The organism is Streptomyces sp. NPDC020299 (assembly GCF_044387825.1).
In the GTDB taxonomy this organism is placed as follows: Bacteria; Actinomycetota; Actinomycetes; order Streptomycetales; family Streptomycetaceae; genus Streptomyces.
The window spans coordinates 216,399-242,489 of the sequence record NZ_JBIRWL010000010.1 but is presented as its reverse complement, the minus strand read 5'-3'; the positions used below and the strand labels follow the sequence as shown (position 1 = coordinate 242,489).

The window sequence follows — 26,091 nt, the reverse complement described above, 5'->3', positions numbered from 1 at the left end:
CGGGCCACTTACAAGTTATGAACTCCAAACTCCGCTGAACGGCTTGCCGCAGTCAAGACCTTGACGGAAATCGCTGTCGCTTCGTATGTTGCGCCCCCGACACCCGCAGGACGCCCCCGGTCCACCTCGGAGCAGGGCGGGAGCCGGTCCGAGGGGGGTTCGAGGGGGGGCAGTGGGGCGGCTGCGGGGGCCTGACGAGGGGGCGCCGACGGGCCGCGGGGATCATTCAGCAGCGGAACCCACGGGGCCGCGGAGCGGCCGGCCGCCGACCGCGGGGCCCGGCGGGGGTTCCGGCTCAGCGGGCTATTTCACGGCACCCGCCGTAAGTCCCTGCACCACCTGCCGCTGGAACACGATGTACGCGGCGAGCACCGGCAGCATCGCCATCACCAGGCCCGCGAACAATCCCGACCAGTCACCCTTGTAGCCCTGGCTGGCGGCGAGCTGGACCAGGCCCTGGGTGAGGACGCGTTTGTCCGGGTCGGTGTTGAGGACCGTGGGGAGCATGTACTGATTCCACTGGCCCAGGAAATTGAAGATACCGACACTGATCAGGCCGGGCTTGGCCATCGGCAGCATGATCTGGAAGAACGTCCGGGAGTGGGAGGCGCCGTCGACGAAGGCCGCCTCCGCCACCGAGGTCGGCAGCGTACGGAAGAACGCGGTCAGGAAGAAGACCGTGAAGGGCAGTGAATACGCGATATAGACCAGGATCAGGCCGTGAATGGTGTTCAGCAGGCCCATGTTGTTCACGACGTAGAACAGCGGGACCAGCGCGAGCATGATCGGGAAACTCATGCCGCCGATGAACAGGTAGTAGATGAAGCGGTTGCCCGGGAAGTCGAAGCGGGCCAGGACGTACGCCGCCATGGAGCCGAGCACCAGCGTTCCGATGAGCGAACCGCCGACCACCAGGACGGTGTTGAGGAAGTAGTCGCTCATGTTGGCGTCGGTCCAGGCCCGCGCCCAGTTGTCGAAGTGCAGCTTGTCCGGGAGCGACCAGGGCGAGCTGAAGATGGAGCTGTCGTCCTTGAAGGACGTCATCACCGCCCACAGCAGCGGCATGACCACCATGACCGCCCAGATGACCAGGATGCCGTGCGAGAAGGCGTTGAGGACATGGCCCTCCTTCTTCCGCCCGGGCCGCGTTCCGGCCGGCACGTCCACCTTCACCACGGGGACACCCGCCGACGCGGTGACGGGAGCCTCGGGGGTCTCGGGAGTGTCGGGAGTGTCGGGAGATTCCGTCGTCTTCATGTGTTTCAGAACTCCAGCCGCTCGCGACGGCCCAGCCGCATCACGACCGCGGCGAAGGCCAGCGTGACGACGAGCAGGGCGACGCCGATGGTGGTGGCGTAGGCGGCCTGACCGTCCCGGAACGCCTTCTGGTACACGTACAGGACCATCACGGTGGTCGAGTAGTCGGGGCCGCCCGGGCCGGTCGTCATGATCTGCACGACCGCGAAGGACTCGGCGCCCAGGGCGAGGATGCCCATGTAGACCCAGCCGGACTGCACGGTGTCCCACAGCAGCGGCAGGGTGATGCGGAAGAACGTGCCTGCGCGGCCTGCGCCGTCCAGCAGTGCCGCCTCGTACAGGTCCGCCGGGATGGAGGCCATGCCCGCCGAGAACAGGACCACGAAGAAGCCGACCGTGGACCAGACGAGCACCGCCATCACACACCACAGGGCCAGGTTCGGGTCGCCCAGCCACAGCGGCTGGACGTGGTCGAGGCCGATCCCGCGCAGCAGCGAGTTGATCGCACCGCTGTCGGGGTTGTACGCGAAGGCGAACAGGAGCGAGACGATCGCGATCGACAGCACCTGGGGGAAGAAATAGACGATCTTGTAGAAGGAGGAGCCCCGGACCCCGGAGATGACCGGGCCGCCCCTCCTTCCGCGTCCGCCCACATTGATCATGAAGGCGAAGAACAGCGCCAGGCTGATCGTCACCAGCGGCAGCACGACCGCGAACATCAAGCTGTGCCGCAAGGACTTCCAGAAGATTTCGTCGTCGAGCATCCTCCGGTAATTGTCCAGGCCGACCATCTTGAATTCGGGGCTCAGGCCGGTCCAGTCCGTGAACGAGTAGTAGATGGACTGGATGAACGGCCAGACCACGAAGAGCGCGTACAGTCCCAGGGGGAGCGCCAGGAACCCCACGATGAACCGGTACTTGCCGTGCTGCATCGCCACTCCGGTGCCGATATGGAATACGGGCTGTACGGACTACTGGTGCTTGTAGTGCTTGATCGACGAGTCCTTCGCGGCCGCGTCGGCGAATCCCTGGATCTTCTTGATCGTCTCCGCCGGGGTGGCCCGTCCGGCCATCATCTCGCCGAGGCCGGCCACACCGATCTGTTCCTTCTGCAACTGCACGTACCAGTCCTGGAGACGCGGATTCACCACATTGTCGCCCGCCTTCTGCAACGCGGCCACGCCCGACTTCAGGCCGGGGGTGAGGGCGATACCGGAGGTGCCGCCGTTGTACGCGGTCAGCGACTTCACCTTGGCCGTGAAGTTCTTCGAGGACGCCTCGCTGAGCATGATGCGCAGCTGCTCCATGCCGCCCTCGGGGTTCGCGGCCTTGGCCGGGACGACGAAGGGCTCGCCGCCGGAGGCCCAGATGGTGCCGAAGGGCATCTTGTCGGAGGAGTCGATGCCGGTCGGCGCGGAGACGGCGAGGTCGAAGTCCTTGGGGATGACGTTCGCCGACTCGTTCTCCACCCAGGAGCCGTTCGGGATGAACAGCGCCTTGCCCTTGGCCCACGCGGTCTGCGACTGGATGTGGTCCAGGCCCGGGGTCCCCTGAAGGATGTAACCCTTCTTGAAGAGCTCGTAGTACGCCTCGAAGCAGGCCTTGACGGCCGGGTGCTTCCAGGCGTTCGGCTCGAGGTTGTCGATGGCGTCGAGCACCTCACGGCCGCCGACCTTGCCGATCATCGGGTAGAGCGAGAACGGGATGTAGTACGGGTACTTGCCGGCGTACGTCCAGCCCGCCATGCCCTTCTTCTTGGCCTTGGCGCACACCGCGAGCATCTGGTCCCAGGTCTCGGGGTACTTCTCGTCCAGCGAGTCCAGGGCCTTCTGGGAGTACCACACGCCGTACACCGTGTAGGCGTAGTACATGATCCAGACCGGCTTGCCGTCGAACTGGCCCATCTCCACGATGCCGGGGCGCAGCGTGTCGCGGACCTTCTTCTTCGGGTCGTCGAAGGACGGGGCGTCCAGCAGCGGGGTGAGGTCGGCGAGCTGGCTCTTGCCGACCAGGACGCCCATGTCCATCTGCTCGGCGCCGGAGTTGTCGATGAGGTCGGGCGGGGTGCCCTGGTTGAAGCGGGGCTGGAGGGTGGACTGGATCTTCTGGGTGGCGGAGAACTTCACCTTCGCCTTGGGGAAGTCCGTCTCGTAGATCTTCACGGCGTCCTGGGCGTATTCCTTGCCGAAACCGCCGTCGAACAGGACAAATTCCATCTGCGCGCCGGCGTTGACGCCGAGCGGGTTGTTCGAGGTCTTCTTGCCCGTCTTGGCCTTGTCCTGGCCGCCGCCGCCACTGCTGGCGCAGGCGGACAGGAAACCCGCCGCGGGCACGCTCAGCAGACCGAGGGCCGCGGATCGCTTGATCAGATCCCGGCGGCCGACGCCGTCGGCACCATGGTTCGCTGCGGAAGTGGATCCCATGCTCAAGTCCTCGCCTTCTCCAGGACTCAGGCGGTGAACCGGATCCTCCCGGCACCGCGGTCGGGTAGCGCTGGGTCGTGCAGGAAACGCCGAGTGGTGCAGGAAACGCCGACAGGTATAGTCCACTTCTCGCCGACGAGGCAAGATCGAACGCAAGCTTGGTCATCGGTCTTTTCCGAGTTGAGACCTCGCGGAAATATGAGCCCCCTGTGCGTTCCGCGCCGGAGAAATCCGCGCTATTAGGCCTGAATGCCACGCCCAACACCCTTGACATCACCGGCCACTTGACTCCCTACTGGTTCTTGCGTTCCGCAGTTGACAACGTTGTCCGACGCGATCGGGCGCAGGGAGGGTTTCCGTAGATGCAGCGGAGAACTCGGCACAGATGGGGTCCGGCGGTCGTCCTTACGGCCGCCTTCGTCATGGCGGTCGGATCACAGGGGGCCGCGGTCGCGCTGCCCGCCAAGGCACCGGCCGCCGACCGGGAGTTCGCATCCTCGTTCGAACAAGGTGATCCGGCGCCGGACTGGCTGAACACCGTCGACACCGGGCCGGACGGCACCAAGCGCGCCTCGGGCGTCGACGGCGGCTACAGCACGGGCATTCCGGGCAATGTGACCGACCACGTCACCGAGGTGCGGGCCAGCGGCGAGAACACGGGCGCCGGCGAGGTGAAGGAGAACCTCGCCGACGGCGAGCCCGGCACCAAATGGCTGACCTTCGAGTCCACCGGCTGGGCCGAGTTCGACCTGGACAAACCCATCAAACTGGTGACGTACGCGCTCACCTCCGCCAATGACTTCGCCGAACGCGACCCGCAGGACTGGACCCTGAAGGGTTCCACCGACGGCAAGGACTGGAAGACCGTCGACACCCGTTCGGGTGAGGCCTTCTCCGAACGGTTCCAGACCAGGTCCTTCGACCTCGCCGCACCGGCCGCGTACCAGTACTTCCGCCTCGAGATCACGAGGAACAGCGGCTCCCCGGACATCGTGCAACTCGCCGACGTGCAGTTCTCCACGGGCGGCGGGGGCGGCCCCGTCCCGCAGGACATGCTCTCGCTGGTCGACCGCGGTCCGAGCGGCTCGCCGACCGCGAAGGCCCGGGCCGGGTTCACCGGAAAGCGGGCACTGCGCTACGCCGGACGGCATACGGCGGCCGGCCGGGCCTACTCGTACAACAAGATCTTCGACGTGCACGTGAAGGTGGGCCGCGACACCCAGTTGTCGTACCGCCTCTTCCCCTCCATGGCCGACGGCGACCGCGACTACGACGCCACCAACGTCTCCGTGGACCTGGCCTTCACCGACGGCACCTATCTGAGCGACCTGGGCGCGAGCGATCAGCACGGCTTTCCGCTGTCACCGCGGGGGCAGGGCTCGTCCAAGGTGCTCTACGTCAACCAGTGGAACGACGTGGTCTCGCGGATCGGGTCGGTGGCGGCCGGGAAGACGGTCGACCGGATCCTGCTGGCGTACGACTCCCCGGGCGGCCCGGCGAAGTTCCGCGGCTGGCTCGACGACGTGGCGATAAAGCCCGTCGCACCCCAGAAGCCCAGGGCGCACCTGTCCGACTACGCGCTGACGACCCGCGGCACCAACTCCACCGGCGGTTTCTCGCGCGGCAACGACTTCCCCGCGACGGCGCTCCCGCACGGCTTCAACTTCTGGACGCCGGTGACCAACGCGTCCTCGATGAGCTGGCTGTACGAATACGCGCGGGCCAACAACGACGACAACCTGCCGACGATCCAGGCGTTCAGCGCGAGCCACGAGCCCAGCCCCTGGATGGGTGACCGGCAGACCTTCCAGCTGATGCCGTCCGCCGCCGAGGGCACCCCGGACACCGGCCGCGAGGCGCGGGCGCTGGCCTTCAGGCACGAGAACGAGACCGCGCGGCCGTACTACTACGGGGTGCGGTTCGAGAACGGGCTCAAGGCGGAGATGGCGCCGACCGACCACGCGGCGGCACTGCGCTTCACCTATCCGGGCGCGGACGCGAGCGTGCTCTTCGACAACGTCACCGAGCAGGCGGGCCTCACCCTCGACAAGGACCACGGTGTCGTCACCGGCTACTCCGACGTGAAGTCGGGCCTGTCGACGGGGGCGACCCGGCTGTTCGTGTACGGCGAGTTCGACAAGCCGGTGACGGGCGGCGACGCGAGCGGGGTCAAGGGCTGGCTCCGCTTCGACGCGGGCGAGGACCGCACGGTCACCCTCCGCCTGGCCACCTCCCTGATCAGCGTCGACCAGGCGAAGGACAATCTGCGCCAGGAGATCCCGGACGGCACCTCCTTCGACACGGTCAAGGCACGCGCCCAGCGGACCTGGGACAAGCTGCTCGGCCGGGTCGAGGTCGAGGGCGCGACCCCCGACCAGCTGACCACCCTCTACTCGGGCCTGTACCGGCTGTACCTGTACCCCAACTCGGGCTTCGAGAAGGTGGACGGCAAGGACCGGTACGCCTCCCCCTTCTCCCCCATGCCGGGCCCGGACACCCCGACGCACACCGGCGCGAAGATCGTGGACGGCAAGGTGTACGTCAACAACGGCTTCTGGGACACCTACCGCACGACATGGCCGGCGTACTCCCTGCTGACTCCCTCCCAGGCGGGCGAGATGGTCGACGGTTTCGTCCAGCAGTACAAGGACGGCGGCTGGACCTCGCGCTGGTCCTCCCCCGGCTACGCCGACCTGATGACCGGCACCTCCTCGGACGTGGCCTTCGCCGACGCGTACGTCAAGGGCGTCGGCTTCGACGCGAAGGCGGCGTACGACGCGGCCCTGAAGAACGCGACCGTCGTGCCGCCGATGTCGGGCGTGGGCCGCAAGGGCATGAGCACCTCGCCCTTCCTCGGCTACACCAGCACCGACACGCACGAGGGCCTGTCGTGGGCGATGGAGGGATACGTCAACGACTACGGCATCGCGAGGATGGGCCAGGCCCTGTACCGGAAGACGGGCGAGAAGCACTACAAGGAGGAGTCCCAGTACTTCCTCAACCGCGCCCAGGACTACGTCGGCCTCTTCGACTCCAAGGCGGGCTTCTTCCAGGGCCGCGACGAGAAGGGCGCCTGGCGGGTCGACTCCTCGACGTACGACCCGCGCGTGTGGGGCTACGACTACACCGAGACCAACGGCTGGGGCTACGCCTTCAGCGCCCCGCAGGACAGCCGCGGCCTGGCCAACCTGTACGGCGGCCGTGACGCCCTCGCCGACAAGCTGGACAAGTACTTCTCCACCCCGGAGACGGCCTCCCCCGACTTCGTGGGCTCCTACGGCGGTGTCATCCACGAGATGACCGAGGCGCGGGACGTCCGGATGGGCATGTACGGCCACTCCAACCAGGTCGCGCACCACGTGATCTACATGTACGACGCGGCCGGCCAGCCCTGGAAGGCGCAGGCCGCCGTCCGCGAGGCGCTGTCCCGTCTCTACACGGGCAGCGAGATCGGGCAGGGCTACCACGGCGACGAGGACAACGGCGAGCAGTCCGCCTGGTACCTGTTCTCCGCGCTCGGCTTCTACCCGCTGGTCATGGGCAGCGGCGAGTACGCCATCGGCTCCCCGCTGTTCAAGAAGGCGACCGTCCATCTGGAGAACGGCCGGGACCTGGTGGTACGGGCGCCGAGGAACAGCGCGAAGAACGTGTACGTCCAGGGCCTGACCGTCAACGGCCGCCCCTGGACCTCCACCTCGCTCCCCCACTCCCTGCTGGCCAAGGGGGCCGTCCTGGACTTCCACATGGGGGCCAAGCCCTCCGCCTGGGGTTCGGGCCGGAACGCGGGCCCGGTCTCCATCACCCGGGACGACGAGGTCCCGGCGCCCCGTGCGGACGTCCTCAAGGGTGACGGCCCCCTGTTCGACAACACCTCGGCGACGGACGCGACGGTCACCTCGGTGGACCTGCCGGTCAGCGGCCCGGCCAGGCCCGTCCAGTACACGCTGACGTCGTCCGCCGACCACACGAAGGCCCCGACCGCCTGGACCCTCCAGGGCTCCGACGACGGCGAGACCTGGCGGACCGTGGACCGCCGCTCGGGCGAGTCCTTCCGGTGGGACCGCCAGACCCGGGTGTTCAGCATCCCGAAGCCGGGCGGCTACGCGCGATACCGGCTGGTGCTCGACGGGGAGTCGACGTTGGCGGAGGTGGAGTTGCTGGCCTGACCTCCGCAGACCGGGAGCGGAAGGGGCGGGCCCTCGCTGGGCCCGCCCGGAGCGGTCGGTCAGCCGACCTGGCAGGGCAGGGTCGTCGCACTGTCACCGCCGGAGCCTTGAACGACGTATCCGAACGTCGTGCTCTGCCCCGGACTCAACGAGCCGTTCCAGTCGACGTTGTGGACCATCACGTCCTGTCCGCTGTAGGTCGCGTTGCCGCTCCACAGGCTGGCCACCGACTGCCCGCTCGGCAGCGTCCAGTCGACCATCCAGCCGAGCATCGGCACGTCACCGCTGTTGGTGACGGTCACCTCGGACTGGTAGCCGCCGGGCCAGCTGTTGGTGGTCTTCCGGGTGGCCGTGCAGGTGCCGGGCGGCGGCTCCGTGGGGTTGCCCGGGTCGTGGATGCCGGTGACCTCGCCGTTGCCGCCGTCGAAGACGACGTCGGAGCAGGAGTAGAAGGTCTCCGTGCTGTCCGAGCGCTGCCACACCATGTAGATGATGTGCCGCCCCGACTTGTTGGCCGGCAGCTTGCCGGACCAGGAGTAGTTGGCCTCGACCGTGCCCGGCGAGCCGTTGAGCGGCGGGTGGTCAACGGTGAGGAAAGGCTGGTCCTCCATCTCGTCCCAGGTGAGCGGCTTGGTCGGGTCGTAGCCGTCCTTGGTGACGTAGACGTAGAACCAACCCGGGTGCGCCGCCCACGCGTTGTACGAGAAGTCGACGGTCGCGCCGGAGGTCAGGTGGGTGACCGGCCAGTCGGCGCGGGCGGCGTTGAAGCCGGTGAAGTTGGGGTTGCCGCCGCTGCACAGCTGACCGTCGGGCACGAAGCCGCGGGTGCGGCCGGCGCCGTCCGAGCGCAGCACGGAGAACCAGTTGTAGAAGGGTGTGGTGCCGCTGACCTGCTGTGCCGCCTTGCAGGCGGGGTTGACGGGCTTGATCTCACCGGTACTGGTGAGCGCGTCCTGCCAGCACAGGAAGGTACGGCTGCCCGGCTTCATGGGCGTCCCGTGAGCCTCCGCGCGGCCGCCGGCGGCGAGGATGAGGCCGAGGGCGGGGACGGTGGTGAGGAGGGCCAGGAGGACGAGGAAGAGGGCGTTGCGGCGAGTGGGGTGGGGTAAGCGGGGGTGCTCCGCTCCGGGTGTTGTTGCCCTTGTTGTCATAGGCATGACACATCTACCTCTGGGTTGACGGTCGTGCGGGGGCTGCGGGTGCGTGGGGGGGTGCCGGAGGTACGGGAGGCGCCAGCGGCACCAGAAGTGCCGGGGGTGAGGTGGGAGCGAACCCAGCGGCGGGTTCCGGTCCATCGATGGGAGCGCTCCCACCTCACTTACTTCGGAAGTTAGCTCGCGGCGCGTCAGATGTAAACGGTGTGCGTCGGGTTCGTGGACATTCTGATCTTGATGTCCTGCTCGCCGTGCCGGGTGACTTCGTGCAGGCCCAGTCGCCGGTAGAGGGCCTGGGCACGCTGGTTGACGGCGAGGACGTCCAGGGTGAGGTCCCCGCCTCGCCCGTGGGCCTGGTGCAGGAGGCCGCGGATGAGCCGGCTGCCGATGCCGCGTCCCTGGTGGTCGGGGTGGAGCTCGATCCGCGCCAGATAGATCTCCGTGGGCCGGTGTTCGACGAGGAGCATGCCTGCGTCCGTGCCGTCGGCGGTGATGATCTGCCAGCTGCCCGGGGTGAACGCGCGGGCGTGGAAGTCGCGCTGGGCCTGGTCGTCCCAGCCCCAGACGGCCGTGACGTAGGGACCCATGGCGGCTTTGTGCAGCTGAAAGCAGTACTCGCTGTCCGCGGAGGTGGCCGGCCGCAGGCCGATGTCGGTCACTCGGGCTGGTACGTCCTTCACGTGCGCCTCCTGCGACAATGCCGCGGTGCGACGTTGGTCGCGCGTTGGAGATGGAAGCGGTGTCGATCTTTCTTGGGGTGCTCGCACTGCTGGCGAGCGGCACGTTGATGGTGGTGGCGGCAGGCTACCGCGGTGTCGACGTGTGGGTCTGGGACTGGGCGCCCTTGGTGACGAGGCAGCGCACCCAGTACGGGACGCCCTGGAGGAGCCTCACCACCATGCGCATCCAATTCGGGGTCCTGGGGGTCGTCTTCCTAGGGGTGGGGCTGCACTACCTGACGCGATGAGCGCAGTCCTCTGCAAGGCCTCGCCGGTCACCAGCCTCGCCCGTCGAGGCCCCGCATCTCGGTCATGCCGCCGCCTGTGAGGTTGGGAGCCAGCAGGGGCACCCAGAAGACGGTGACCGCGAGCGCGAGCGAGACGAGGCCGACGACGCGGGCGACGAGCGGCCCCCGCGGCATGCGCTTCTCGGCGGCGACGACGGCGGCCAGGCCCGCCATCGCCCAGAGGTTCATCGCACCGAACGCGGTGAGCAGCAGCATCAGGGACCAGCAGCATCCCAGGCAGAACGCGCCATGATGTGCTCCGGCCCGTACGTGGCGCGTGGGGCCGTGGTACGACGCGTAGCGCAGCAGCAGGCCGATCGGTGAGCGGCACCTGGTGAGGCAGAAGTCCTTGAACGGGGTGAGCTGGTAGAGGCCGTTGATCGCGAAGACGGCGGCGGCCACCGCTGTCCCCGCCGCGGGATGTGTGGTCGCGACCTGGTTCGCGCCGACGGCGAGGGCGTACGCGGGCAGTCCGGCGGCGGCCCAGACCAGCACGTAGCCGGCGGTGAAGGCGATCATGCGCGGTGCCTGGTGAACGGGACCTGTCCGCGCGTACAGCGAGGCGACGGGCGCCGTGGCGGGCAGCATCATCGCGGTCATCATGATCGTCCAGGTCACCATGAAGGCGAGCAGGTCCCCCGCCATGGCTCCTGGCCCCATATCACCCGACCGAACCGCCACCCACGCCCAGGCCGCGGCCACCGTGAGCAGCACGAGTCCGGTGTAGCGCGCCCTGTGGCGGACGGTGATCGCTGTTCTGGTCACGCTGACCATGAGAAGGGCGCGGAGTGCGCGTTGCTGCCGGTGAAGTCCCAGGAGCGGCCGTGAACGCCGTCGCCGACGGCCCGCGTCGACCGGGCGACGGTCAGCGTGCTGTTCGCCGGGTGGAACATGCCGGTGAGACCCATCACCGGACCGTCCCCGCCGAACTGCGGGGCCACCTGGTCCTCGATCTCGATGTCGATGGCGTCCGCCACCTTCACCGTGTGGCGGCGACCGTCGTCGTGGAAGTCGATGGGCACGCGTTCGACGCCGAGGACCTGGCCGATGAGCGGGGCGACCGCCGCCATCGGGCCGCCCGCCTGCCCGGAGAAGACCTTGCCCAGCGCGTCCGCCTGACCGTCGTCGGCGGAGGCGTCGATGTACAGCGCCACCTGCCAGTCGCCGTCGGCCATCACGCGGGGTGTGTCGGCGAAGACGACGACGCTGCGGTCCGAGACGTCCACGCCGTCGACCTCACCCCGTGCGACGTGGAACGCGAGCGTCACCTGGCAGCGCTCGTTGTCGGCGGGGGCCGTGAGGCCCGAGGTGGTGCACGGACAGACGCTGTCGCAGTTGCAGCTCTCGAGATAGGTACCGTTCACATTCCAAGCCATGGTTGTTCTCCTGCCTGGTTCTCCTGCCTGGTTCACATGCCTGTCAGCGCTGCGGAGCGGCGCCCGGCCGGCAGAACGAAAGGCCTGGTGCGGGCGCCGGCCTGATGCGGCGCCTCCATCCCGGTGCTTCCCAGGCTAGTCCTCAGGCCGACGCCGTGCCCCGGCAGGCCAGAGGGGTGGGGAGGCCTGCGGCTTCCGGTGCCGCCGGGAGCCGGACGGTGAACTCCGTGCGGCCGGGGGCGCTGGTGACGTCGATGCGGCCGTCATGGGCCGTCGTGATCGCCGCCGCGACGGCCAGGCCGAGTCCGGAGCCGCCCTCGGCGCCCGAGGAACGGGCGCGGGAGGTGTCCGCGCGGGTGAAGCGTTCGAAGACGGCGGGGAGGAGGCCGGGCGGGATGCCGGGGCCGTTGTCGCGGACGCGGATGACGTGGTGGGTGTCCGTGGACTCGACGGAGGCCACCACCGCCGTGCCCACCGGGGTGTGCACCCGGGCGTTGGCCAGCACGTTGGCCACCACCTGGTGCAGCCGGGCCTCGTCGCCGGCGACCAGGGCCGGAGCGTCCAGCCGGAGCTCGAGCTGCCAGACGTGGTCGCCGCCCGCCGCCCGCGCGTCCCACACGGCCTCGGCGACGAGCCGGGCGAGATCCACCTCCGCGGAGTGCAGCGGGCGTCCCTCGTCGAGGCGGGCGAGCAGGAGGAGGTCCTCCACGAGGCCCGCCATCCGCGCCGACTCGGCGGACACCCGGCGCCAGGCGAGGACGGACTCGAGCCGGTCCGTGCCGCGGTTCATCAGCTCGGCGTATCCGGCGATGGAGGCGAGCGGGGTGCGCAGTTCGTGGCTGGCGTCGGCCAGGAAGCGCCGCGTGCGCTCCTCGCTGCGCCGGCGTTCGGCGAGTGAGGTCTCGACGTGGTCGATCATGCGGTTGAGGGCGGCGCCCACCTGGCCGGCCTCGGTGCCGGGATCGGTGTCCTGTTCGGGCACCCGGGTCAGGCCGGTGGCCTCGCCGTGGCCGAGGGGTGCGCGGGAGACCTCCACGGCGGTGGCGGCGACCCGGCCGAGCGGGCGCAGCTGGCGCCGGATGACGACCGCGCAGACGCAGCCGGCCAGCGTCAGGCCGACGGCCGCGACGGCGGCCTCGACCTCCACCAGCCCGCCGATCGTGTCCAGTACGTCGTCCATGGGCAGGCCGGTGAGGACCCGGATGCCGCTGGCGTTCAGGGCGGTGACCCGGTAGGTGCCGAGGCCGGGCACGGTGCGGGTGTGCGCCGAACCGTCGACGGCGACGCCCGCCAGGGCCGTGCGCTGGGCCGAGGTGAGGGCACGGGGGGCGGCGTCCCGGCTGACGACCGCCGCGTCAAGGATCCTGCCGTCGGTGTCGAGACGGGCGGCGAGCATTCCGGCCGGGTGGCCGCGCTCGTTGAGGAAGGTCAGGTCGGCGGGGTCGGCCGGACGGAGCGCGGCACCGCCCACACTGTGTTCGGCCGCGTCGTTCAGCTGGTCGTCCAGGTTGCCCAGCAGGTAGGCGCGTTGGGCGAACACAGTGGTGAGGACCATCACGGCGCACACGGCGACCAGGACGGCGGTGACGAGGACCAGCAGGCGGGCTCGGAGCGTGCGTCCCCGCGGCCGGGCCGGGATCCGGGCGGTCATCTCCCGTCCACCACCGGCCGGGTGACGCGGCCCTCGACGAGGCCGCCGCCGTCAGGGGAGCCGGCCTCCTCCACGGAGAGGACCGGCGGCGTCCCGTACGTCGGCGTCCCGTACGACGGCACCCCGTACATCGGCACCCCGTCCGGCACCACGGCGTACGGCGCGCGGCCGCGAGCGCATCGCGGCGCGCGCCGCCCGTCCGCGGCCGGGCAGGGCCGCCGGCCCGCCGCGGTGACGGCCACGGTGACCGCCACGGACAGCGGCTCGGCGGGTCCGGGCTCGTCGTCGACGATCAGCGCGCGGACTCGGCCGGTTCGGGACCCCAGGGTGCCAGTCATGTCCCGATCCTGTCCCGGCCCGCTGAGAGAACCCTGTGTTCCGACTGAGCCGCAGCCGTGCGACCAGGCACGCACCACCGCCCCCGACCCCGGACAGCCCGCCAACCGCCGTGACCGAAGGGGGCATTGGCACTCCCCGGCCACAGCGTTCCCTTGAGTCGCCTCCCCCACGGCACTCACTCTGATCTCTGGCTTCCGCTCACCGGGCGTGAAGCTTCTTCAGTGTTCAGGGGAGGAAGTCCACACATGCGAAGACTCCACGCCCTCTGGGCCGTGGCGGGAGCGGCCGGACTGCTCGCGGGGGTTGTCACGCCCGCGACGGCCGGCCCTGGTTCCCCGGCCACCGAGTCGCCCGCCACGAGCACGCAGGCCTCCGTCGGTTCAGGTGCCACCCGTACGCAGACCGTCACTCTCATCACCGGCGACACTGTGTCGCTCACCACCGGACCGGACGGCAAGTACGCCGTCGACGTCCGGCGCGGCAAGGGCCGAGAGGCCGCCACCTTCGTGTCCAGCGAGCGCGACGGCGAGGTCAGCGTCCTGCCGGCGGACGCGATCCCCCTGGTGAAGGCGGGGCGTCTGGACCCGGCGCTGTTCAACGTCACCCAGTTGGTCAAGCAGGGCTACTCGGACGCGAAGACCGGCGCCGTCCCGCTGATCGCCAGGTACGAGAAGGGCGCCGAGACCCCCGACGGCGCGCGCCGGACCCTGGCGCTGCCCGGGATCGGCGGCGCCGCGCTCAGCGCGAGGAAGTCGACCGCCTTCTGGTCGGACATCGCCCCGGCGCTGGGCACCGAGCCCACCTCGAAGGCGGCGAAGAAGCTCGGCGACGGCATCGAGAAGATCTGGCTCGACGCCAAGGTGCAGGTGTCGCTCGACGTGAGCGTGCCCCAGATCGGCGCGCCCGAGGTGTGGAAGTCGGGTTACGACGGCAAGGACGTCGAGGTCGCGGTCCTGGACACGGGCGTGGACGCCGGGCACCCGGACCTCGCGGGGAAGATCGCGGACTCGAAGAGTTTCGTGCCGGACGGGACGGTGCGCGACGGGTTCGGCCACGGCACCCATGTGGCGTCCACGATCGTCGGGTCGGGCGCGGCCTCGGACGGCAGGCGCAAGGGCGTGGCGCCGGGCGCGAAGCTGGTCGTCGGCAAGGTGCTGGACGACACCGGCCACGGCCAGGACTCCTGGATCCTCGCGGGCATGGACTGGGCGGCGCACTCCGGCGCGAAGATCGTGTCGATGTCGCTGGGCGGTACGGCGTCGGGCTCCTCCGACGTGCTCAGCGAGACCGTCGACGAGCTCTCCGCGGCCACGGGCACCCTCTTCGTGATCGCGGCCGGCAACACCGGCCCCTCCGACCAGACCGTCGGCACCCCGGGCATCGCCGACTCGGCGCTGACGGTGGGCGCCGTGGACAAGTCCGACAAGCTGGCCTCCTTCTCCAGCCGCGGCCCGCGGCTCGGTGACTCCGCGGTCAAGCCGGAGATCACCGCGCCGGGCGTGAACATCACCGCGGCCCGTGCCGCCGGTACCACGATGGGCACTCCCGTCGACGACTACTACACGACGTCGAGCGGGACGTCGATGGCGACCCCGCACGTCGCGGGCGCGGCGGCACTGGTCGCGCAGGCCCACCCCGACTGGACGGGCCAGCAGATCAAGGCGGATCTGGCGAGCACCGCGAAGACCATGCCGGACGCCACCGTCTTCGAGCAGGGCGACGGCCGGGTCGACGCCGTACGGGCGGTCCAGCAGGGCGTCTTCGCCACGCCGACGCTGAGCTTCGGCACGTACGAGGACAGCGACACCCAGGCCGACAGCAAGGACATCACCTACACCAACACCACCGACAAGCAGGTGGAGTTGAAGCTGTCGTCGACTCTCGGCGCGGCCGTCCCCGGCGCGGACACCGTGACCGTCCCGGCGCGGGGCAGCGCCACCGTCGCGGTCAAGGTGGACCCGGCCGCTCAGGCGAAGGGCCGGTACACCGGCCACATCGTCGCGAGCGCGGACGGCCTCCAGGTCACCACGGGCGTCGGCTTCGAGAAGCGACCGAAGACGTACAACCTGAAGGTCTCGCTGGTGGGCCGCGACGGTAACCCGTCCACCTCGGCCTCGCTCTTCATGCTGCAGGAGCTGAACGGCGCCTACCCGGACACCTACGGGTACATCGGCAGCGGCTACACCTTCCAGGTGCCGGCCGGCACGTACAACACGGCGTCCTGGATCGCCGAGCGGGACGGGGCCGGGCTGGAGCGGAGCACCTCGGTCGTCGGCGATCCCGAGATCAAGGTCGACAAGGACACGGAGGTGGTCCTCGACGCCCGCAAGGCCGTCGAGATCAAGCCGAAGACCAAGCAGGACTCCGAGTTCAACGGGTTCACCACCAACTGGCACCGCGAAGGGCCGGGCAGCGGCTGGGGGCTGACGTACAGCGAGGGTTTCTGGACCGACCACGTCTACGTCGCGCCGACCGAGAAGGTCACCGAGGGCACCTTCGAGTTCTCCGCCAAGTTCCGGCTCTACGCCAAGGAGCTCACGGCGAGCGTCACCAGCCCGGAGAAGTACGCGCTGCCCCTCGACTACGCGCAGACCTACACCGGTTTCCCGGTCAGGATCAGCGGCAGGCACACGGTGCGGGTGGTGGACGCGGGCGGCGGCACCCCGGCCGACTTCGCCGGGCTCGACGTCAGGGGCAAGGTCGCCGTCGTCGGGCTGGGCGCCAAGGAGACGCCGGACGCGGCACTGGCCAACGCGACGGCGGCGGGCGCCGGTTATGTCATCGCGTACCACAAGTCGCCCGGGTACTGGATCGCCGGCGTGAAGAGCACGACGATTCCGCTGATGATCGCCACGGGCGAGGACGGCGCCAGGCTCGCCGGTCTGCTGGGTACCGGCAGGAAGGTGAAGCTGAAGCTGGCCGGGACTGCGGTCAGCCCGTACGTCTACAACGTGATGTTCCCGCAGACCGGCGCCGTCTCGCAGAACCAGACGTATCCCCTGGACGGTTCCAACACGGTGCGGCAGACGGTCCGGTACTACGGGAACAGCGCCGGTGAGATGGCCAAGGACTCCGTGTACCGGTACCGCCCGGGGCAGTTGGCCGACATCGAGACCAGCAACGACCTCCACCTCGGCACGGCACGCACCGAGTACTACAACGTCGCGGCCGACACCCGTATCTGGCACGCCGTCTATCCGGACTGGCAGTCGAACAGGCCGCAGTGGAACACGGTGCGGACCTTCGGCGAGGCGGGCAGCGTCGCCTCCGAGGACTGGCTGCGCCAGGTCGTCCGCCCGGCGACCGCCCCGCAGTACGGCCTCTCCGCCCGCACCGGCGACAAACTCACCTTCCGCATACCGGAGATGAGCGACTCGACGCCCGGGCACTACGCCTCCGTGGACAACGTCCAGGACACCGCGAAGGGCACGCTGTACGCGAACGGACAGCCCGTCGGCGACACCACGCTCGGCGGCTACGGCACCTTCGACGTCCCGGCCGCGAAGGGCGCGTACCGCTTCGTGCTCGACGCGCGGCGCACGGCCGGCTGGGCGGCCTACTCCACCAGCAGCCACACCGAGTGGACCTTCGCCTCGGCGCACACGGACCAGGCGACCGCGCTGCCCGTGCTCTCCGTCGACTACGGCCTGTCCGGGCTCGACCTCCTCAACCGGGCCGGCGCCGGGCGGACCTCGAAGCTCTCCCTCTCCGTCCGGAACCAGGAAGGCGGCGTCACGGCGGGTGCCCTTGAGGCCTGGGTCTCCTACGACGACGGCACGTCCTGGAAGGAGGTGAAGGTCCGGCACGGCAAGGCGGAGATCAGGCATCCGAAGGGCGCCCGGTTCGTGTCGCTGCGCGTGCGGGCCGCCGACCGGGACGGCAACACGGTCGACCAGACCGTGCTGCGGGCGTTCGGTCTGAAGTAGCCATTCGGTCTGAAACACCCGACGGCCGGGGCCGGTCCGCCGGCGCCGGCCGTCGCACAGCCTTAACAGAGATCCCTTACGGTGCCGGGCATGGCGAACTCGGCATATGACATGGCAAGACAGACCCCTTCCGCGAGCCCGTGGGCCGCGGTGGGGGTCTCCGCCTTCGACGAGGTGCTGTACCAGGCGATCCTGCACCAGCCGGACGCCGGTGCGGGGGGCTGGGCCCGGCTGACCGGAGCCTCGCCGGCGCAGGTGCGTGAGTCCTGCAACCGGCTGCTCGAGTTCGGGCTGCTCCAGCCACCGGACTCCATGGGCGGGTTACGGGCGGTCGACCCGCGGGTGGCGATCCGCGCGTTGATCAGGCGACGCGAGACGGAGTCGGAACTCCTCGCGGCCACCGCCGAGGAGATGGCCACCGCGTACGAGGCCGGGCTGCTGCGCGAGGAGCCGTCCCGGCTGGTCGAGGTCGCCTCGGGCGAGGGGGCCATCGCGGCCCGCCTGGGAGAGCTGTACGCGCGCGCCGAGCACGAGGTGTGCCTCTTCGACACACCGCCGTATCTCGCGCCGCCGACCCCGCAGGTGGATCTCCAGGCCGGTCTGCTGCGCCGTGGGATCGTCTCCCGCGGGATTTACGCGGCGACCGCCCTGGAGGATCCGGCCACCCTGTCCCGGGCCTGGAAGATGATGGAACTCGGTGAGCAGGCGCGGGTGTTGCCGTCCGTGCCGCTCAAGCTGCTGGTGGTCGACGGGCGTCGGGCGATGCTCCCGCTGACCGCATCCGAGGCGGGCGGATACTGCGCCGTCGTGGTGTGGCACTCGGCGGTGACCGAGGCCCTGCAGAAGCTGTTCGAGCTGGCCTGGCAGCAGGCCACGCCCCTCGGCCAGGCGGCCGGCGACGGTGAACTCTCGGAGGGCGAACGCACGTTGACACGGCTGCTGGCGTCCGGGATGAAGGACGAGGCGGTGGCCCGCCATCTCGGCGTGAGCCTCAGGACGCTGCGGCGGCGGGTGAGCGAACTACAGGACCGGCTGGGGGCGGCGAGCCGGTTCCAGCTGGGGGTACGGGCCTCACAGCGCGGCTGGGTCTAGGGCCGGGACGGCGAAGGGCCGCGCCCCCCTGACGGGGAACGCGGCCCTGACCGCCGTACCGGATCCGCTACTTGCGGATCAGGCTGCGCAGCACGTACTGCATGATGCCGCCGTTGCGGTAGTAGTCGGCCTCACCGGGGGTGTCGATGCGGACGACCGCGTCGAAGTCGACACCGGTGTCGGTGGTGACCTTCACCGTGCGCGGCGTGGTGCCGTTGTTGAGCTCCTCGACGCCGGTGAAGGAGAAGGTCTCCTCGCCGGTCAGACCGAGGGACTCGGCGGAGGCGCCCTCCGGGAACTGCAGCGGGAGGACACCCATGCCGATGAGGTTCGAGCGGTGGATGCGCTCGTACGACTCGGCGATGACGGCCTTGACGCCGAGCAGCGCGGTGCCCTTGGCCGCCCAGTCACGGGACGAGCCGGAGCCGTACTCCTTGCCGGCCAGGACGACCAGCGGGATGCCCTGCTCGATGTAGTTGCGCGAGGCGTCGTAGATGAAGGAGACGGGGGCGTCGGCCTGGGTGAAGTCGCGGGTGTAGCCGCCCTCGGTGCCCGGCGCGATCTGGTTGCGCAGGCGGATGTTGGCGAACGTGCCGCGGATCATGACCTCGTGGTTGCCTCGGCGCGAGCCGTAGGAGTTGAAGTCACGACGCTCCACACCGTGCTCGGTGAGGTACTTGCCGGCCGGGGTGTCGGCCTTGATGGCGCCGGCGGGCGAGATGTGGTCGGTGGTGACCGAGTCGCCGAGCTTGGCCAGGACGCGGGCACCGGAGATGTCGGAGACCGGGGCCGGCTCGTGCTGCATGCCCTCGAAGTACGGGGGCTTGCGGACGTACGTCGACTCGGCGTCCCACTCGAAGGTGTTGCCGGTCGGGATCGGCAGCGCCTGCCACTGGGCGTCGCCCGCGAAGACGTCCTGGTAGGACTTGTTGAACATGTCCTCGCCGATGGCGTTCGCCACGACGTCGTTGACCTCGGCCTCGGAGGGCCAGATGTCCTTCAGGAAGACCGGGTTGCCGTCCTGGTCGGTGCCCAGGGCGTCACGCGTGATGTCCACCTTCATGGAGCCCGCGAGGGCGTACGCGACGACCAGCGGCGGGGAGGCCAGGTAGTTCATCTTGACGTCGGGGTTGATACGGCCCTCGAAGTTCCGGTTGCCGGAGAGGACCGAGGTGACCGCGAGGTCGTGGTCGTTGACGGCCTTGGAGACCTCCTCCGGCAGCGGGCCGGAGTTGCCGATGCAGGTGGTGCAGCCGTAACCGACCAGGTTGAAGCCGACCTTGTCGAGGTACGGGGTCAGGCCCGACTTGTCGAAGTAGTCGGTGACGACCTTGGAGCCCGGGGCGAGGGTGGTCTTGACCCACGGCTTGCGGGTCAGGCCCTTCTCCACGGCCTTCTTCGCGACGAGCGCGGCGGCGACCATGACGTAGGGGTTCGACGTGTTGGTGCAGGAGGTGATGGCCGCGACCGTCACCGCACCGTGGTCGAGGGTGTAGGTCGTGCCGTCGGGGGCGGTGACCTGGACCGGGTTGGACGGGGCGCCGTTGGGGTGGAGGGCGGGGGCGTCGGAGGCCGGGAAGGACTCGACACCCGCCTCGTCCACACTGTCGACGTAGTTACGGACGTCCTGCTTGAACTGCTCGGCGGCGTTCGCGAGGACGATGCGGTCCTGCGGGCGCTTCGGGCCGGCGATGGACGGGACGACCGTGGACAGGTCCAGCTCGAGCTTCTCGGAGAAGTCCGGCTCGGCCTTCGGGTCCAGCCAGAGGCCCTGCTCCTTGGCGTAGGCCTCGACGAGCGCGACCTGCTGCTCGGAGCGGCCGGTGAGCTTGAGGTACTTCAGGGTCTCGTCGTCGATCGGGAAGATCGCGGCGGTGGAGCCGAACTCCGGCGACATGTTGCCGATGGTGGCGCGGTTGGCCAGGGAGGTGGCGGCGACGCCCTCGCCGTAGAACTCGACGAACTTGCCGACGACGCCGTGCTTGCGCAGCATCTCGGTGATGGTGAGCACCAGGTCGGTGGCGGTGGTGCCGGTGGGCAGCTCGCCGGTCAGCTTGAAGCCGACGACGCGCGGGATGAGCATGGAGACCGGCTGGCCGAGCATGGCGGCCTCGGCCTCGATGCCGCCGACGCCCCAGCCGAGGACGCCGAGGCCGTTGACCATGGTGGTGTGCGAGTCGGTGCCGACCAGGGTGTCGGGGTACGCCTGGCCTCCGCGGACCATGACGGTACGGGCCAGGTGCTCGATGTTCACCTGGTGGACGATGCCGGTGCCGGGCGGGACGACCTTGAACTCGTCGAAGGCGGTCTGGCCCCAGCGCAGGAACTGGTAGCGCTCCTTGTTCCGGCCGTACTCCAGCTCGACGTTCTGCGTGAAAGCGTCGTTGGTGCCGAACTTGTCGGCGATCACGGAGTGGTCGATGACCAGCTCGGCCGGGGCGAGAGGGTTGATCTTCGCCGGGTCCCCGCCGAGCTCCTTGACGGCCTCGCGCATGGTGGCGAGGTCCACGACACAGGGCACGCCGGTGAAGTCCTGCATGATCACGCGGGCCGGCGTGAACTGGATCTCCTGGCTGGGCTGCGCCTGGGAGTCCCAGCCGCCGAGGGCACGGATGTGGTCGGCGGTGATGTTCGCGCCGTCCTCCGTGCGGAGCAGGTTCTCCAGCAGGACCTTGAGGCTGTACGGCAGCCGGGCCGAGCCCTCCACCTTGTCCAGCCGGAAGATCTCGTACGACTCGTCGCCCACCTGCAGCGTGCTGCGGGCGTCGAAGCTGTTCGCCGACACGACAGTCTCCTTCATTGATGTGCGCGTACCACCGTCAATCCTGCCGCCACGCCGACTTGGCCGATCCAATAAGGTAAGGCTAAGTTAGGTATCCCTTAGTTAGGCATCCCTTACCGGAGTGGCGGCTACGGTGCGCCTCGGCAGATATCTCGATGTCGAGATAACTCTAGTACATGGGGGCGGGATGGTCATGCCCGGACCCCATAGCTCCCCGCCGCACCGCGGCGCCAGGCCGCGACGCCCGCGGCGCCGACGAGGGCGGCGGCCGGCAGGAGGCTGGTGCGCACGCCGGTCAGCATGTGGCTCTGGCCGGCCGGCAGCGCGCCGGCACGCTGTGGACGAGCAGGGCGGTGGTGGGCGGCATGGCCGGCGGTCCGCCCCGGCCGACCGGGAGCATCAGCGCCGCCGGCGCCCAGGTCGGCGGCGCAGCTTGGTCGAGACGAACAGCTCGACGCGGGGCACTGCCGAGGTACGCACCCCCTCGCCGACGCCGCGCTCGTTGCCGTACGCCTGGGCGGTGTCGATGTTGCGGTAGCCGACCTCCACGGCCGCGCGGACCGCGTCGGGCGCCTTGTCGTCGTCGATGAACCAGGTGCCGAGCCCCAGCTTCGGAATCTCGACGCCGCCTGCCAGCGTGTACGTCTCGTCCAGGATGGTCATGCGCTCGCTCCGTTCTGCGGCAGCTGCCCGTACACCTCGTCGGTGACCGGCTCGAGCCACTCGTTGCCGACGCCCTCGCCCGGCGTGATGAAGGCGACGTGGGAGAACCACGAGTCGGCCTTCGCGCCGTGCCAGTGCTTGGTTCCCGCCGGAACGCGGACCACCGTTCCAGGCTCCATGCTGACGGGTTCCTCGCCCTCGGCCTGGTACCAGCCGCTGCCCGCCGTACACATCAGAATCTGGTCACCGCCGCCGGCCGTGCCGTGGTGGATGTGCCAGTTGTTGCGGCAGCCCGGCTCGAAGGAGACGTTGCTGACGGGGACGCTCCCCGAGGCGAGCGGAGCCAGGTAGCTCTGGCCGATGAAGTACGGCGCGAAGGCGTCGTTCTTCTCTCCGAGGGGGAAAATCTGATCAAACTCGTTGACAGTCATCTCGTTCTTTCCTTTGATTCGATCCGTCCCGCTGACCGTGCGGGGCATCGTTGCGCTGCATACGCCGTGATCAGGCGGAACGCTCGTCCGCGAGCTTCTTCAGCTGGGTGATGGCGGTCATGGCGTTGGGCCATCCGGCGTAGAAGGCCAGGTGCGTGATCGCCTCGGACAGCTCCTCCACCGTGAGTCCGTTGTCCAGCGCCACACCCAGGTGATAGGGCAGCTGCTCGCTGCGGTACAGCGCGGCCAGCACGCTGACCGTGACCAGGCTGCGCTCCCGCGGGGCGAGCCCGGGGCGCTCCCACACATCCCTGAAGAGGACTTCGTTGGTGACCTCGACCAGCTTCGGCGCGATACCGGCCAGTTCCTGAGGCGCGGACTGCTGTGCCATAGGGCGACTCCCTGGAAAGGTGTGAACACGAGGACGCGGCGCTGCTCACTGTCGGCCGAAAGAGGCCGACGGGCATCCGCAGGAGGGGTTCTTCCCGCCTCGCGGACGCGGACCGCATCCGCTGCCACCATCGAGGAAACCGCGGCTCACAGCCGTACGGAAGGCACTGCGGGTACAGGTACTGGCAGGCCACCCCAGGGTTGTTCCGCCCGGCCTAGCCTGGACGGCATGGACACCGCCCACGAGATCCGAGAGTTCCTCACCACCCGCCGCGCGAAGATCACCCCGCAGCAGGCCGGGCTCCCGACCTTGGGCGGCGCGAACCGCAGAGTGCCCGGGCTGCGCCGCGAGGAAGTCGCCATGCTCGCCGGTGTCAGCATCGACTACTACGCCCGCCTGGAGCGCGGCCAGCTCGCCGGCGCCTCCGAGGAGGTCCTCGACGCCCTCAGCCGCGCCCTCCAGCTCGACGAGGCCGAACGCGCCCACCTGCACGATCTGGCCGCCGCCCAGCGTCACCGCCCGACGCGCCGCGCCGCCCGCAAGGCCAAGACGCCCGTCCCGGCCAGCCTTACCCGCGTTCTGGACTCCATGACCGACGCCCCGGCCTTCATCCGCAACGGCCGCCTCGACATCCTCGCCGTCAACCCGCTCGGGCGGGCCCTCTACGCCCCCCTGTTCACCGGCTCGGCCCGCCCGGTCAACATCGCCCGCTTCCAGTTCCTCGACCCCACCAGCCGCGACTTCTTCCCCGACTGGAACGCCTCCGTCAACACCACCGTCTCCCTGCTGCGCACCGAAGCCGGCCGAGCCCCGGGCGATGCCGAACTGACCGGACTGATCGGCGAACTCGTCACCCGCAGCGACGAGTTCCGTGCGGCCTGGGCCAAACACAACGTGCGCCTGCACCACACCGGTCGCAAGCCCTTCCGCCACCCGGCCATCGGCGAGATCACCCTCGACTTCGACGCCATGGAACTGCCCGCCCACCCCGGCCTCACGCTCACCGCCTACAGCGCCGAACCAGGCACACCCGACCACGACGCGCTACGCCTGCTCGCCTCCTGGGCCGCCGACAGCCCGGACGAAACCCACCAGGACGCCTCCCACCCCTGACCAGACCCTCGCCGAATGCGTTTCGGCCCAGCCCGTCCCAGCCCAACGACACCCGTCGACAGCCATCCGCGCGCCGGAACGGGGTATCCGACGTGAGCGGCACCCGGTCCGACAACCACCGAAGGAGGCAGACATGCCGCTCACGTTCCGCAAGAGTTTCCGGATCCTGCCCGGCGTGCGACTGAACATCAACCGGCACTCCTGGTCCATCACGACGGGCGGCAGGAATGGCCCGCGCCACACCCACAGCAGTACCGGACGTAATACGACATCCATGGATTTGCCGGGGCCTTTCGGGTGGCGTCGTACCCGTTCACGCAGGGAACATTGACCGGGCGTCACCCGAACGGACCTCCCAGCAGGCGCCATCTCATATCTGAGATAGCCTCAACCCCATGGCAGACGACTACCTCGTACGCATCGGCAAGCTCATCCGTGACGCCCGGCAACACCGAGGCTGGACACAGGCACAGCTCGCGGAGGCTCTCGGCACCAGCCAGAGCGCCGTGAACCGCATCGAGCGCGGCAATCAAAACATCAGCCTTGAGATGATCGCCCGAATCGGTGAAGCCCTGGACAGCGAGATCGTGTCGCTGGGCTATGCGGGTCCGATGCATCTGCGCGTGGTCGGCGGCCGCCGGCTCTCCGGCGCCATCGACGTGAAGACCAGCAAGAACGCCTGTGTGGCCCTGCTGTGCGCCTCACTGCTCAACAAGGGGCGCACAGTGCTGCGCCGGGTGGCGCGGATCGAGGAGGTGTACCGCCTTCTGGAGGTGCTCAACTCCATCGGGGTGCGCAGCCGCTGGATCAACGACGGCGTCGACCTGGAGCTGGTCCCGCCGGCCGAGCTGGACATCGCGGCGATCGACGCCGAGGCCGCCGTCCGTACGCGGTCCATCATCATGTTCTTCGGCCCCCTGCTGCACCGCATGGACCGCTTCAAGCTGCCCTACGCCGGCGGCTGCGACCTGGGCACCCGGACCATCGAGCCGCACATGATCGCGCTGCGCCGGTTCGGTCTCGACATCGCGGCGACCGAGGGCCAGTACCACGCGCAGGTCGACCGCTCGATCCGTCCGGTCCGGCCGATCGTGCTGACCGAACGCGGGGACACCGTCACCGAGAACGCGCTGCTGGCCGCCGCCCGGCACGACGGCGTCACGGTCATCCGCAACGCGTCCTCCAACTACATGGTCCAGGACCTCTGCTTCTTCCTGGAGGCCCTGGGCGTCAAGGTCGAGGGCATCGGCACCACCACGCTCACCGTGCACGGCGTGCCGGACATCGACGCCGACGTGGACTACTCCCCCTCCGAGGACCCGGTCGAGGCGATGAGCCTGCTGGCCGCCGCCGTGGTCACCGAGTCGGAGCTGACGGTGCGCCGGGTGCCGATCGAGTTCCTGGAGATCGAGCTGGCCGTCCTGGAGGAGATGGGCCTCGACCACGACCGCAGCCCGGAGTACGTCGCCGACAACGGCCGTACCCGCCTGGTGGACCTGACCGTCCGGCCCTCCAAGCTGGAGGCGCCCATCGACAAGATCCACCCGATGCCGTTCCCCGGCCTGAACATCGACAACGTCCCGTTCTTCGCGGCCATCGCGGCGGTCGCCCAGGGCAAGACGCTGATCCACGACTGGGTCTACGACAACCGCGCGATCTACCTGACCGACCTCAACCGCCTCGGCGGCCGGCTCCAACTCCTCGACCCGCACCGCGTCCTGGTCGAGGGCCCGACCCGCTGGCGCGCCGCCGAGATGATGTGCCCGCCCGCACTGCGCCCCGCCGTGGTCGTACTGCTGGCGATGATGGCCGCCGAGGGCACGTCGGTGCTGCGCAACGTGTACGTCATCAACCGGGGCTACGAGGACCTCGCGGAGCGGCTGAACTCGATCGGGGCGCAGATCGAGATCTTCCGGGACATCTGAAGGTTCTACGAAAAAGTATCATTAAGCCCCTCCTGACCTGCAGAAATGCGGGTCAGAAGGGAACGCGTGGGCACCTCTGGGACTTTCCTGGGACTTCTGGCCGGGCTCGGAGGCTTTGAGTGACAGGACACATGACGTGATCCGTCATCGGAACCATGTCGTATGGCGCGAAGGCCGAAGAAGTAGCAGGTCAAGCCATCTTCTCCGGCCCTTCGAGCGGGCCGTCAGGCCCTCGGAGCGTCAAACGAGCGTCACGCCGAGAGGTGTGTTGCCGTCGACGGGACGAGCGAGCCGCGCCTGCGCAGTTCATCGGACGTGCGGTGAGAGCCTGAGCGCTGCTCACGGGAGCGGATCGAGCAGATTCCAACCCTCTACGTCGGCGCGTCGACTGGGTAG

The 26,091-nt window shown here is 69.3% G+C and carries 19 protein-coding genes and 1 pseudogene; 7 read left to right on the top strand and 13 right to left on the bottom strand.

Annotated features, from left to right (window positions below):
• Positions 1-303 precede the first annotated feature (303 nt).
• Genes ACH45E_RS25715 through ngcE form a run of 3 tightly spaced genes read right to left on the bottom strand, consistent with a single transcriptional unit; the run spans position 304 to position 3,680 of the window.
• On the bottom strand, positions 304-1,257 hold the full coding sequence (locus ACH45E_RS25715; RefSeq protein WP_361439947.1) for a carbohydrate ABC transporter permease: 954 nt from the start codon (positions 1,255-1,257) through the stop codon (positions 304-306).
• A gap of 5 nt (positions 1,258-1,262) precedes the next feature.
• Complete coding sequence (locus ACH45E_RS25710) at positions 1,263-2,189, bottom strand: sugar ABC transporter permease (protein ID WP_361439944.1); 927 nt, start codon at positions 2,187-2,189, stop codon at positions 1,263-1,265.
• Between the two features lie 39 nt (positions 2,190-2,228).
• Complete coding sequence (gene ngcE / locus ACH45E_RS25705) at positions 2,229-3,680, bottom strand: N-acetylglucosamine/diacetylchitobiose ABC transporter substrate-binding protein (RefSeq protein ID WP_361439941.1); 1,452 nt, start codon at positions 3,678-3,680, stop codon at positions 2,229-2,231.
• 362 nt (positions 3,681-4,042) lie between these two features.
• Between ngcE and ACH45E_RS25700 the strand changes: the two genes are divergently transcribed.
• Positions 4,043-7,846, top strand: coding sequence for a GH92 family glycosyl hydrolase (locus ACH45E_RS25700; protein ID WP_361439938.1), 3,804 nt, complete (start codon positions 4,043-4,045; stop codon positions 7,844-7,846).
• A gap of 59 nt (positions 7,847-7,905) precedes the next feature.
• On the opposite strand, the gene ACH45E_RS25695 is transcribed toward ACH45E_RS25700, so the two are convergent.
• Positions 7,906-8,997 carry a lytic polysaccharide monooxygenase gene (locus ACH45E_RS25695; protein WP_399041557.1) on the bottom strand — a complete coding sequence of 364 codons (1,092 nt, stop codon included), beginning with the start codon at positions 8,995-8,997 and terminating at the stop codon, positions 7,906-7,908.
• 194 nt (positions 8,998-9,191) lie between these two features.
• Entirely contained in the window at positions 9,192-9,680 is a 489-nt protein-coding gene (locus ACH45E_RS25690) for a GNAT family N-acetyltransferase (protein ID WP_361439932.1), read from the bottom strand.
• A 59-nt stretch (positions 9,681-9,739) separates the two neighbouring features.
• On the opposite strand from ACH45E_RS25690, the gene ACH45E_RS25685 reads away from it, so the two are divergent.
• Complete coding sequence (locus ACH45E_RS25685) at positions 9,740-9,967, top strand: hypothetical protein (RefSeq protein WP_361439929.1); 228 nt, start codon at positions 9,740-9,742, stop codon at positions 9,965-9,967.
• 27 nt (positions 9,968-9,994) lie between these two features.
• Here the strand turns inward: ACH45E_RS25685 and ACH45E_RS25680 are convergent, their stop codons facing one another.
• The 4 genes from ACH45E_RS25680 to ACH45E_RS25665 all read right to left on the bottom strand — a co-directional run bounded on the left by ACH45E_RS25680 (position 9,995) and on the right by ACH45E_RS25665 (position 13,371).
• On the bottom strand, positions 9,995-10,771 hold the full coding sequence (locus ACH45E_RS25680) for a DUF2182 domain-containing protein (protein WP_361439926.1): 777 nt from the start codon (positions 10,769-10,771) through the stop codon (positions 9,995-9,997).
• Positions 10,768-11,382 carry a DUF1326 domain-containing protein gene (locus ACH45E_RS25675; RefSeq protein WP_361439923.1) on the bottom strand — a complete coding sequence of 205 codons (615 nt, stop codon included), beginning with the start codon at positions 11,380-11,382 and terminating at the stop codon, positions 10,768-10,770. The genes ACH45E_RS25680 and ACH45E_RS25675 overlap by 4 nt, the downstream gene beginning before the upstream one ends.
• 142 nt (positions 11,383-11,524) lie before the next feature.
• Positions 11,525-13,033 (bottom strand): ATP-binding protein, encoded by a 1,509-nt coding sequence (locus ACH45E_RS25670; protein WP_361439920.1) that lies wholly within the window; start codon positions 13,031-13,033, stop codon positions 11,525-11,527.
• Positions 13,030-13,371: a hypothetical protein gene (locus tag ACH45E_RS25665; protein WP_361439917.1), complete on the bottom strand. Its 342-nt coding sequence runs from the start codon at positions 13,369-13,371 to the stop codon at positions 13,030-13,032. Before ACH45E_RS25665 ends, ACH45E_RS25670 begins: the two co-directional genes overlap by 4 nt.
• A 246-nt stretch (positions 13,372-13,617) precedes the next feature.
• On the opposite strand from ACH45E_RS25665, the gene ACH45E_RS25660 reads away from it, so the two are divergent.
• Both ACH45E_RS25660 and ACH45E_RS25655 read left to right on the top strand, forming a co-directional pair.
• On the top strand, positions 13,618-17,298 hold the full coding sequence (locus ACH45E_RS25660; protein ID WP_361439914.1) for a S8 family serine peptidase: 3,681 nt from the start codon (positions 13,618-13,620) through the stop codon (positions 17,296-17,298).
• Positions 17,299-17,388: 90 nt separating this feature from the next.
• Positions 17,389-18,390 carry a LuxR C-terminal-related transcriptional regulator gene (locus ACH45E_RS25655; protein ID WP_361439911.1) on the top strand — a complete coding sequence of 334 codons (1,002 nt, stop codon included), beginning with the start codon at positions 17,389-17,391 and terminating at the stop codon, positions 18,388-18,390.
• 67 nt (positions 18,391-18,457) lie between these two features.
• Here ACH45E_RS25655 and acnA read toward each other — a convergent pair whose 3' ends face one another.
• The 4 genes and pseudogenes from acnA to ACH45E_RS25635 all read right to left on the bottom strand — a co-directional run bounded on the left by acnA (position 18,458) and on the right by ACH45E_RS25635 (position 22,657).
• A complete protein-coding gene (gene acnA / locus ACH45E_RS25650) occupies positions 18,458-21,175 on the bottom strand; it encodes an aconitate hydratase AcnA (RefSeq protein ID WP_361439908.1) in 2,718 nt (905 codons plus the stop codon).
• 426 nt (positions 21,176-21,601) lie between these two features.
• Positions 21,602-21,835: pseudogene (locus tag ACH45E_RS25645) on the bottom strand (aldo/keto reductase); the annotation flags it as partial.
• Positions 21,832-22,266, bottom strand: coding sequence for a cupin domain-containing protein (locus ACH45E_RS25640; protein WP_361439905.1), 435 nt, complete (start codon positions 22,264-22,266; stop codon positions 21,832-21,834). The gene ACH45E_RS25640 and the pseudogene ACH45E_RS25645, both read right to left, overlap by 4 nt.
• Positions 22,267-22,336: 70 nt before the next feature.
• Positions 22,337-22,657 (bottom strand): carboxymuconolactone decarboxylase family protein, encoded by a 321-nt coding sequence (locus tag ACH45E_RS25635; protein ID WP_361439902.1) that lies wholly within the window; start codon positions 22,655-22,657, stop codon positions 22,337-22,339.
• A 228-nt stretch (positions 22,658-22,885) separates the two neighbouring features.
• Here ACH45E_RS25635 and ACH45E_RS25630 point away from each other — a divergent pair, with 228 nt between their 5' ends.
• The 3 genes from ACH45E_RS25630 (at position 22,886) to ACH45E_RS25620 (ending at position 25,695) form a co-directional block, all read left to right on the top strand.
• Positions 22,886-23,770 carry a helix-turn-helix transcriptional regulator gene (locus ACH45E_RS25630; protein ID WP_361439899.1) on the top strand — a complete coding sequence of 295 codons (885 nt, stop codon included), beginning with the start codon at positions 22,886-22,888 and terminating at the stop codon, positions 23,768-23,770.
• Between the two features lie 133 nt (positions 23,771-23,903).
• A complete protein-coding gene (locus ACH45E_RS25625; protein WP_361439896.1) occupies positions 23,904-24,101 on the top strand; it encodes a DUF4236 domain-containing protein in 198 nt (65 codons plus the stop codon).
• A 64-nt stretch (positions 24,102-24,165) separates the two neighbouring features.
• Positions 24,166-25,695, top strand: a complete 1,530-nt coding sequence (locus tag ACH45E_RS25620) for a UDP-N-acetylglucosamine 1-carboxyvinyltransferase (RefSeq protein WP_361439893.1) — start codon at positions 24,166-24,168, stop codon at positions 25,693-25,695.
• Positions 25,696-26,091: the final 396 nt, after the last annotated feature.

What these genes read in the sequence shown, in the direction of transcription:
- ACH45E_RS25675 (WP_361439923.1), bottom strand. Translation starts at nt 11,382, where the DNA reads ATGGCTTGGAATGTGAACGGTACCTATCTCGAGAGCTGCAACTGCGAC.
- ACH45E_RS25640 (WP_361439905.1), bottom strand. Translation starts at nt 22,266, where the DNA reads ATGACTGTCAACGAGTTTGATCAGATTTTCCCCCTCGGAGAGAAGAAC.
- ACH45E_RS25635 (WP_361439902.1), bottom strand. Translation starts at nt 22,657, where the DNA reads ATGGCACAGCAGTCCGCGCCTCAGGAACTGGCCGGTATCGCGCCGAAG.
- ACH45E_RS25630 (WP_361439899.1), top strand. Translation starts at nt 22,886, where the DNA reads ATGGACACCGCCCACGAGATCCGAGAGTTCCTCACCACCCGCCGCGCG.
- ACH45E_RS25655 (WP_361439911.1), top strand. Translation starts at nt 17,389, where the DNA reads ATGGCGAACTCGGCATATGACATGGCAAGACAGACCCCTTCCGCGAGC.
- ngcE (WP_361439941.1), bottom strand. Translation starts at nt 3,680, where the DNA reads ATGGGATCCACTTCCGCAGCGAACCATGGTGCCGACGGCGTCGGCCGC.
- ACH45E_RS25660 (WP_361439914.1), top strand. Translation starts at nt 13,618, where the DNA reads ATGCGAAGACTCCACGCCCTCTGGGCCGTGGCGGGAGCGGCCGGACTG.
- ACH45E_RS25710 (WP_361439944.1), bottom strand. Translation starts at nt 2,189, where the DNA reads ATGCAGCACGGCAAGTACCGGTTCATCGTGGGGTTCCTGGCGCTCCCC.
- ACH45E_RS25695 (WP_399041557.1), bottom strand. Translation starts at nt 8,997, where the DNA reads ATGACAACAAGGGCAACAACACCCGGAGCGGAGCACCCCCGCTTACCC.
- ACH45E_RS25700 (WP_361439938.1), top strand. Translation starts at nt 4,043, where the DNA reads ATGCAGCGGAGAACTCGGCACAGATGGGGTCCGGCGGTCGTCCTTACG.
- ACH45E_RS25670 (WP_361439920.1), bottom strand. Translation starts at nt 13,033, where the DNA reads ATGACCGCCCGGATCCCGGCCCGGCCGCGGGGACGCACGCTCCGAGCC.
- ACH45E_RS25665 (WP_361439917.1), bottom strand. Translation starts at nt 13,371, where the DNA reads ATGACTGGCACCCTGGGGTCCCGAACCGGCCGAGTCCGCGCGCTGATC.
- ACH45E_RS25620 (WP_361439893.1), top strand. Translation starts at nt 24,166, where the DNA reads ATGGCAGACGACTACCTCGTACGCATCGGCAAGCTCATCCGTGACGCC.
- ACH45E_RS25715 (WP_361439947.1), bottom strand. Translation starts at nt 1,257, where the DNA reads ATGAAGACGACGGAATCTCCCGACACTCCCGACACTCCCGAGACCCCC.
- ACH45E_RS25625 (WP_361439896.1), top strand. Translation starts at nt 23,904, where the DNA reads ATGCCGCTCACGTTCCGCAAGAGTTTCCGGATCCTGCCCGGCGTGCGA.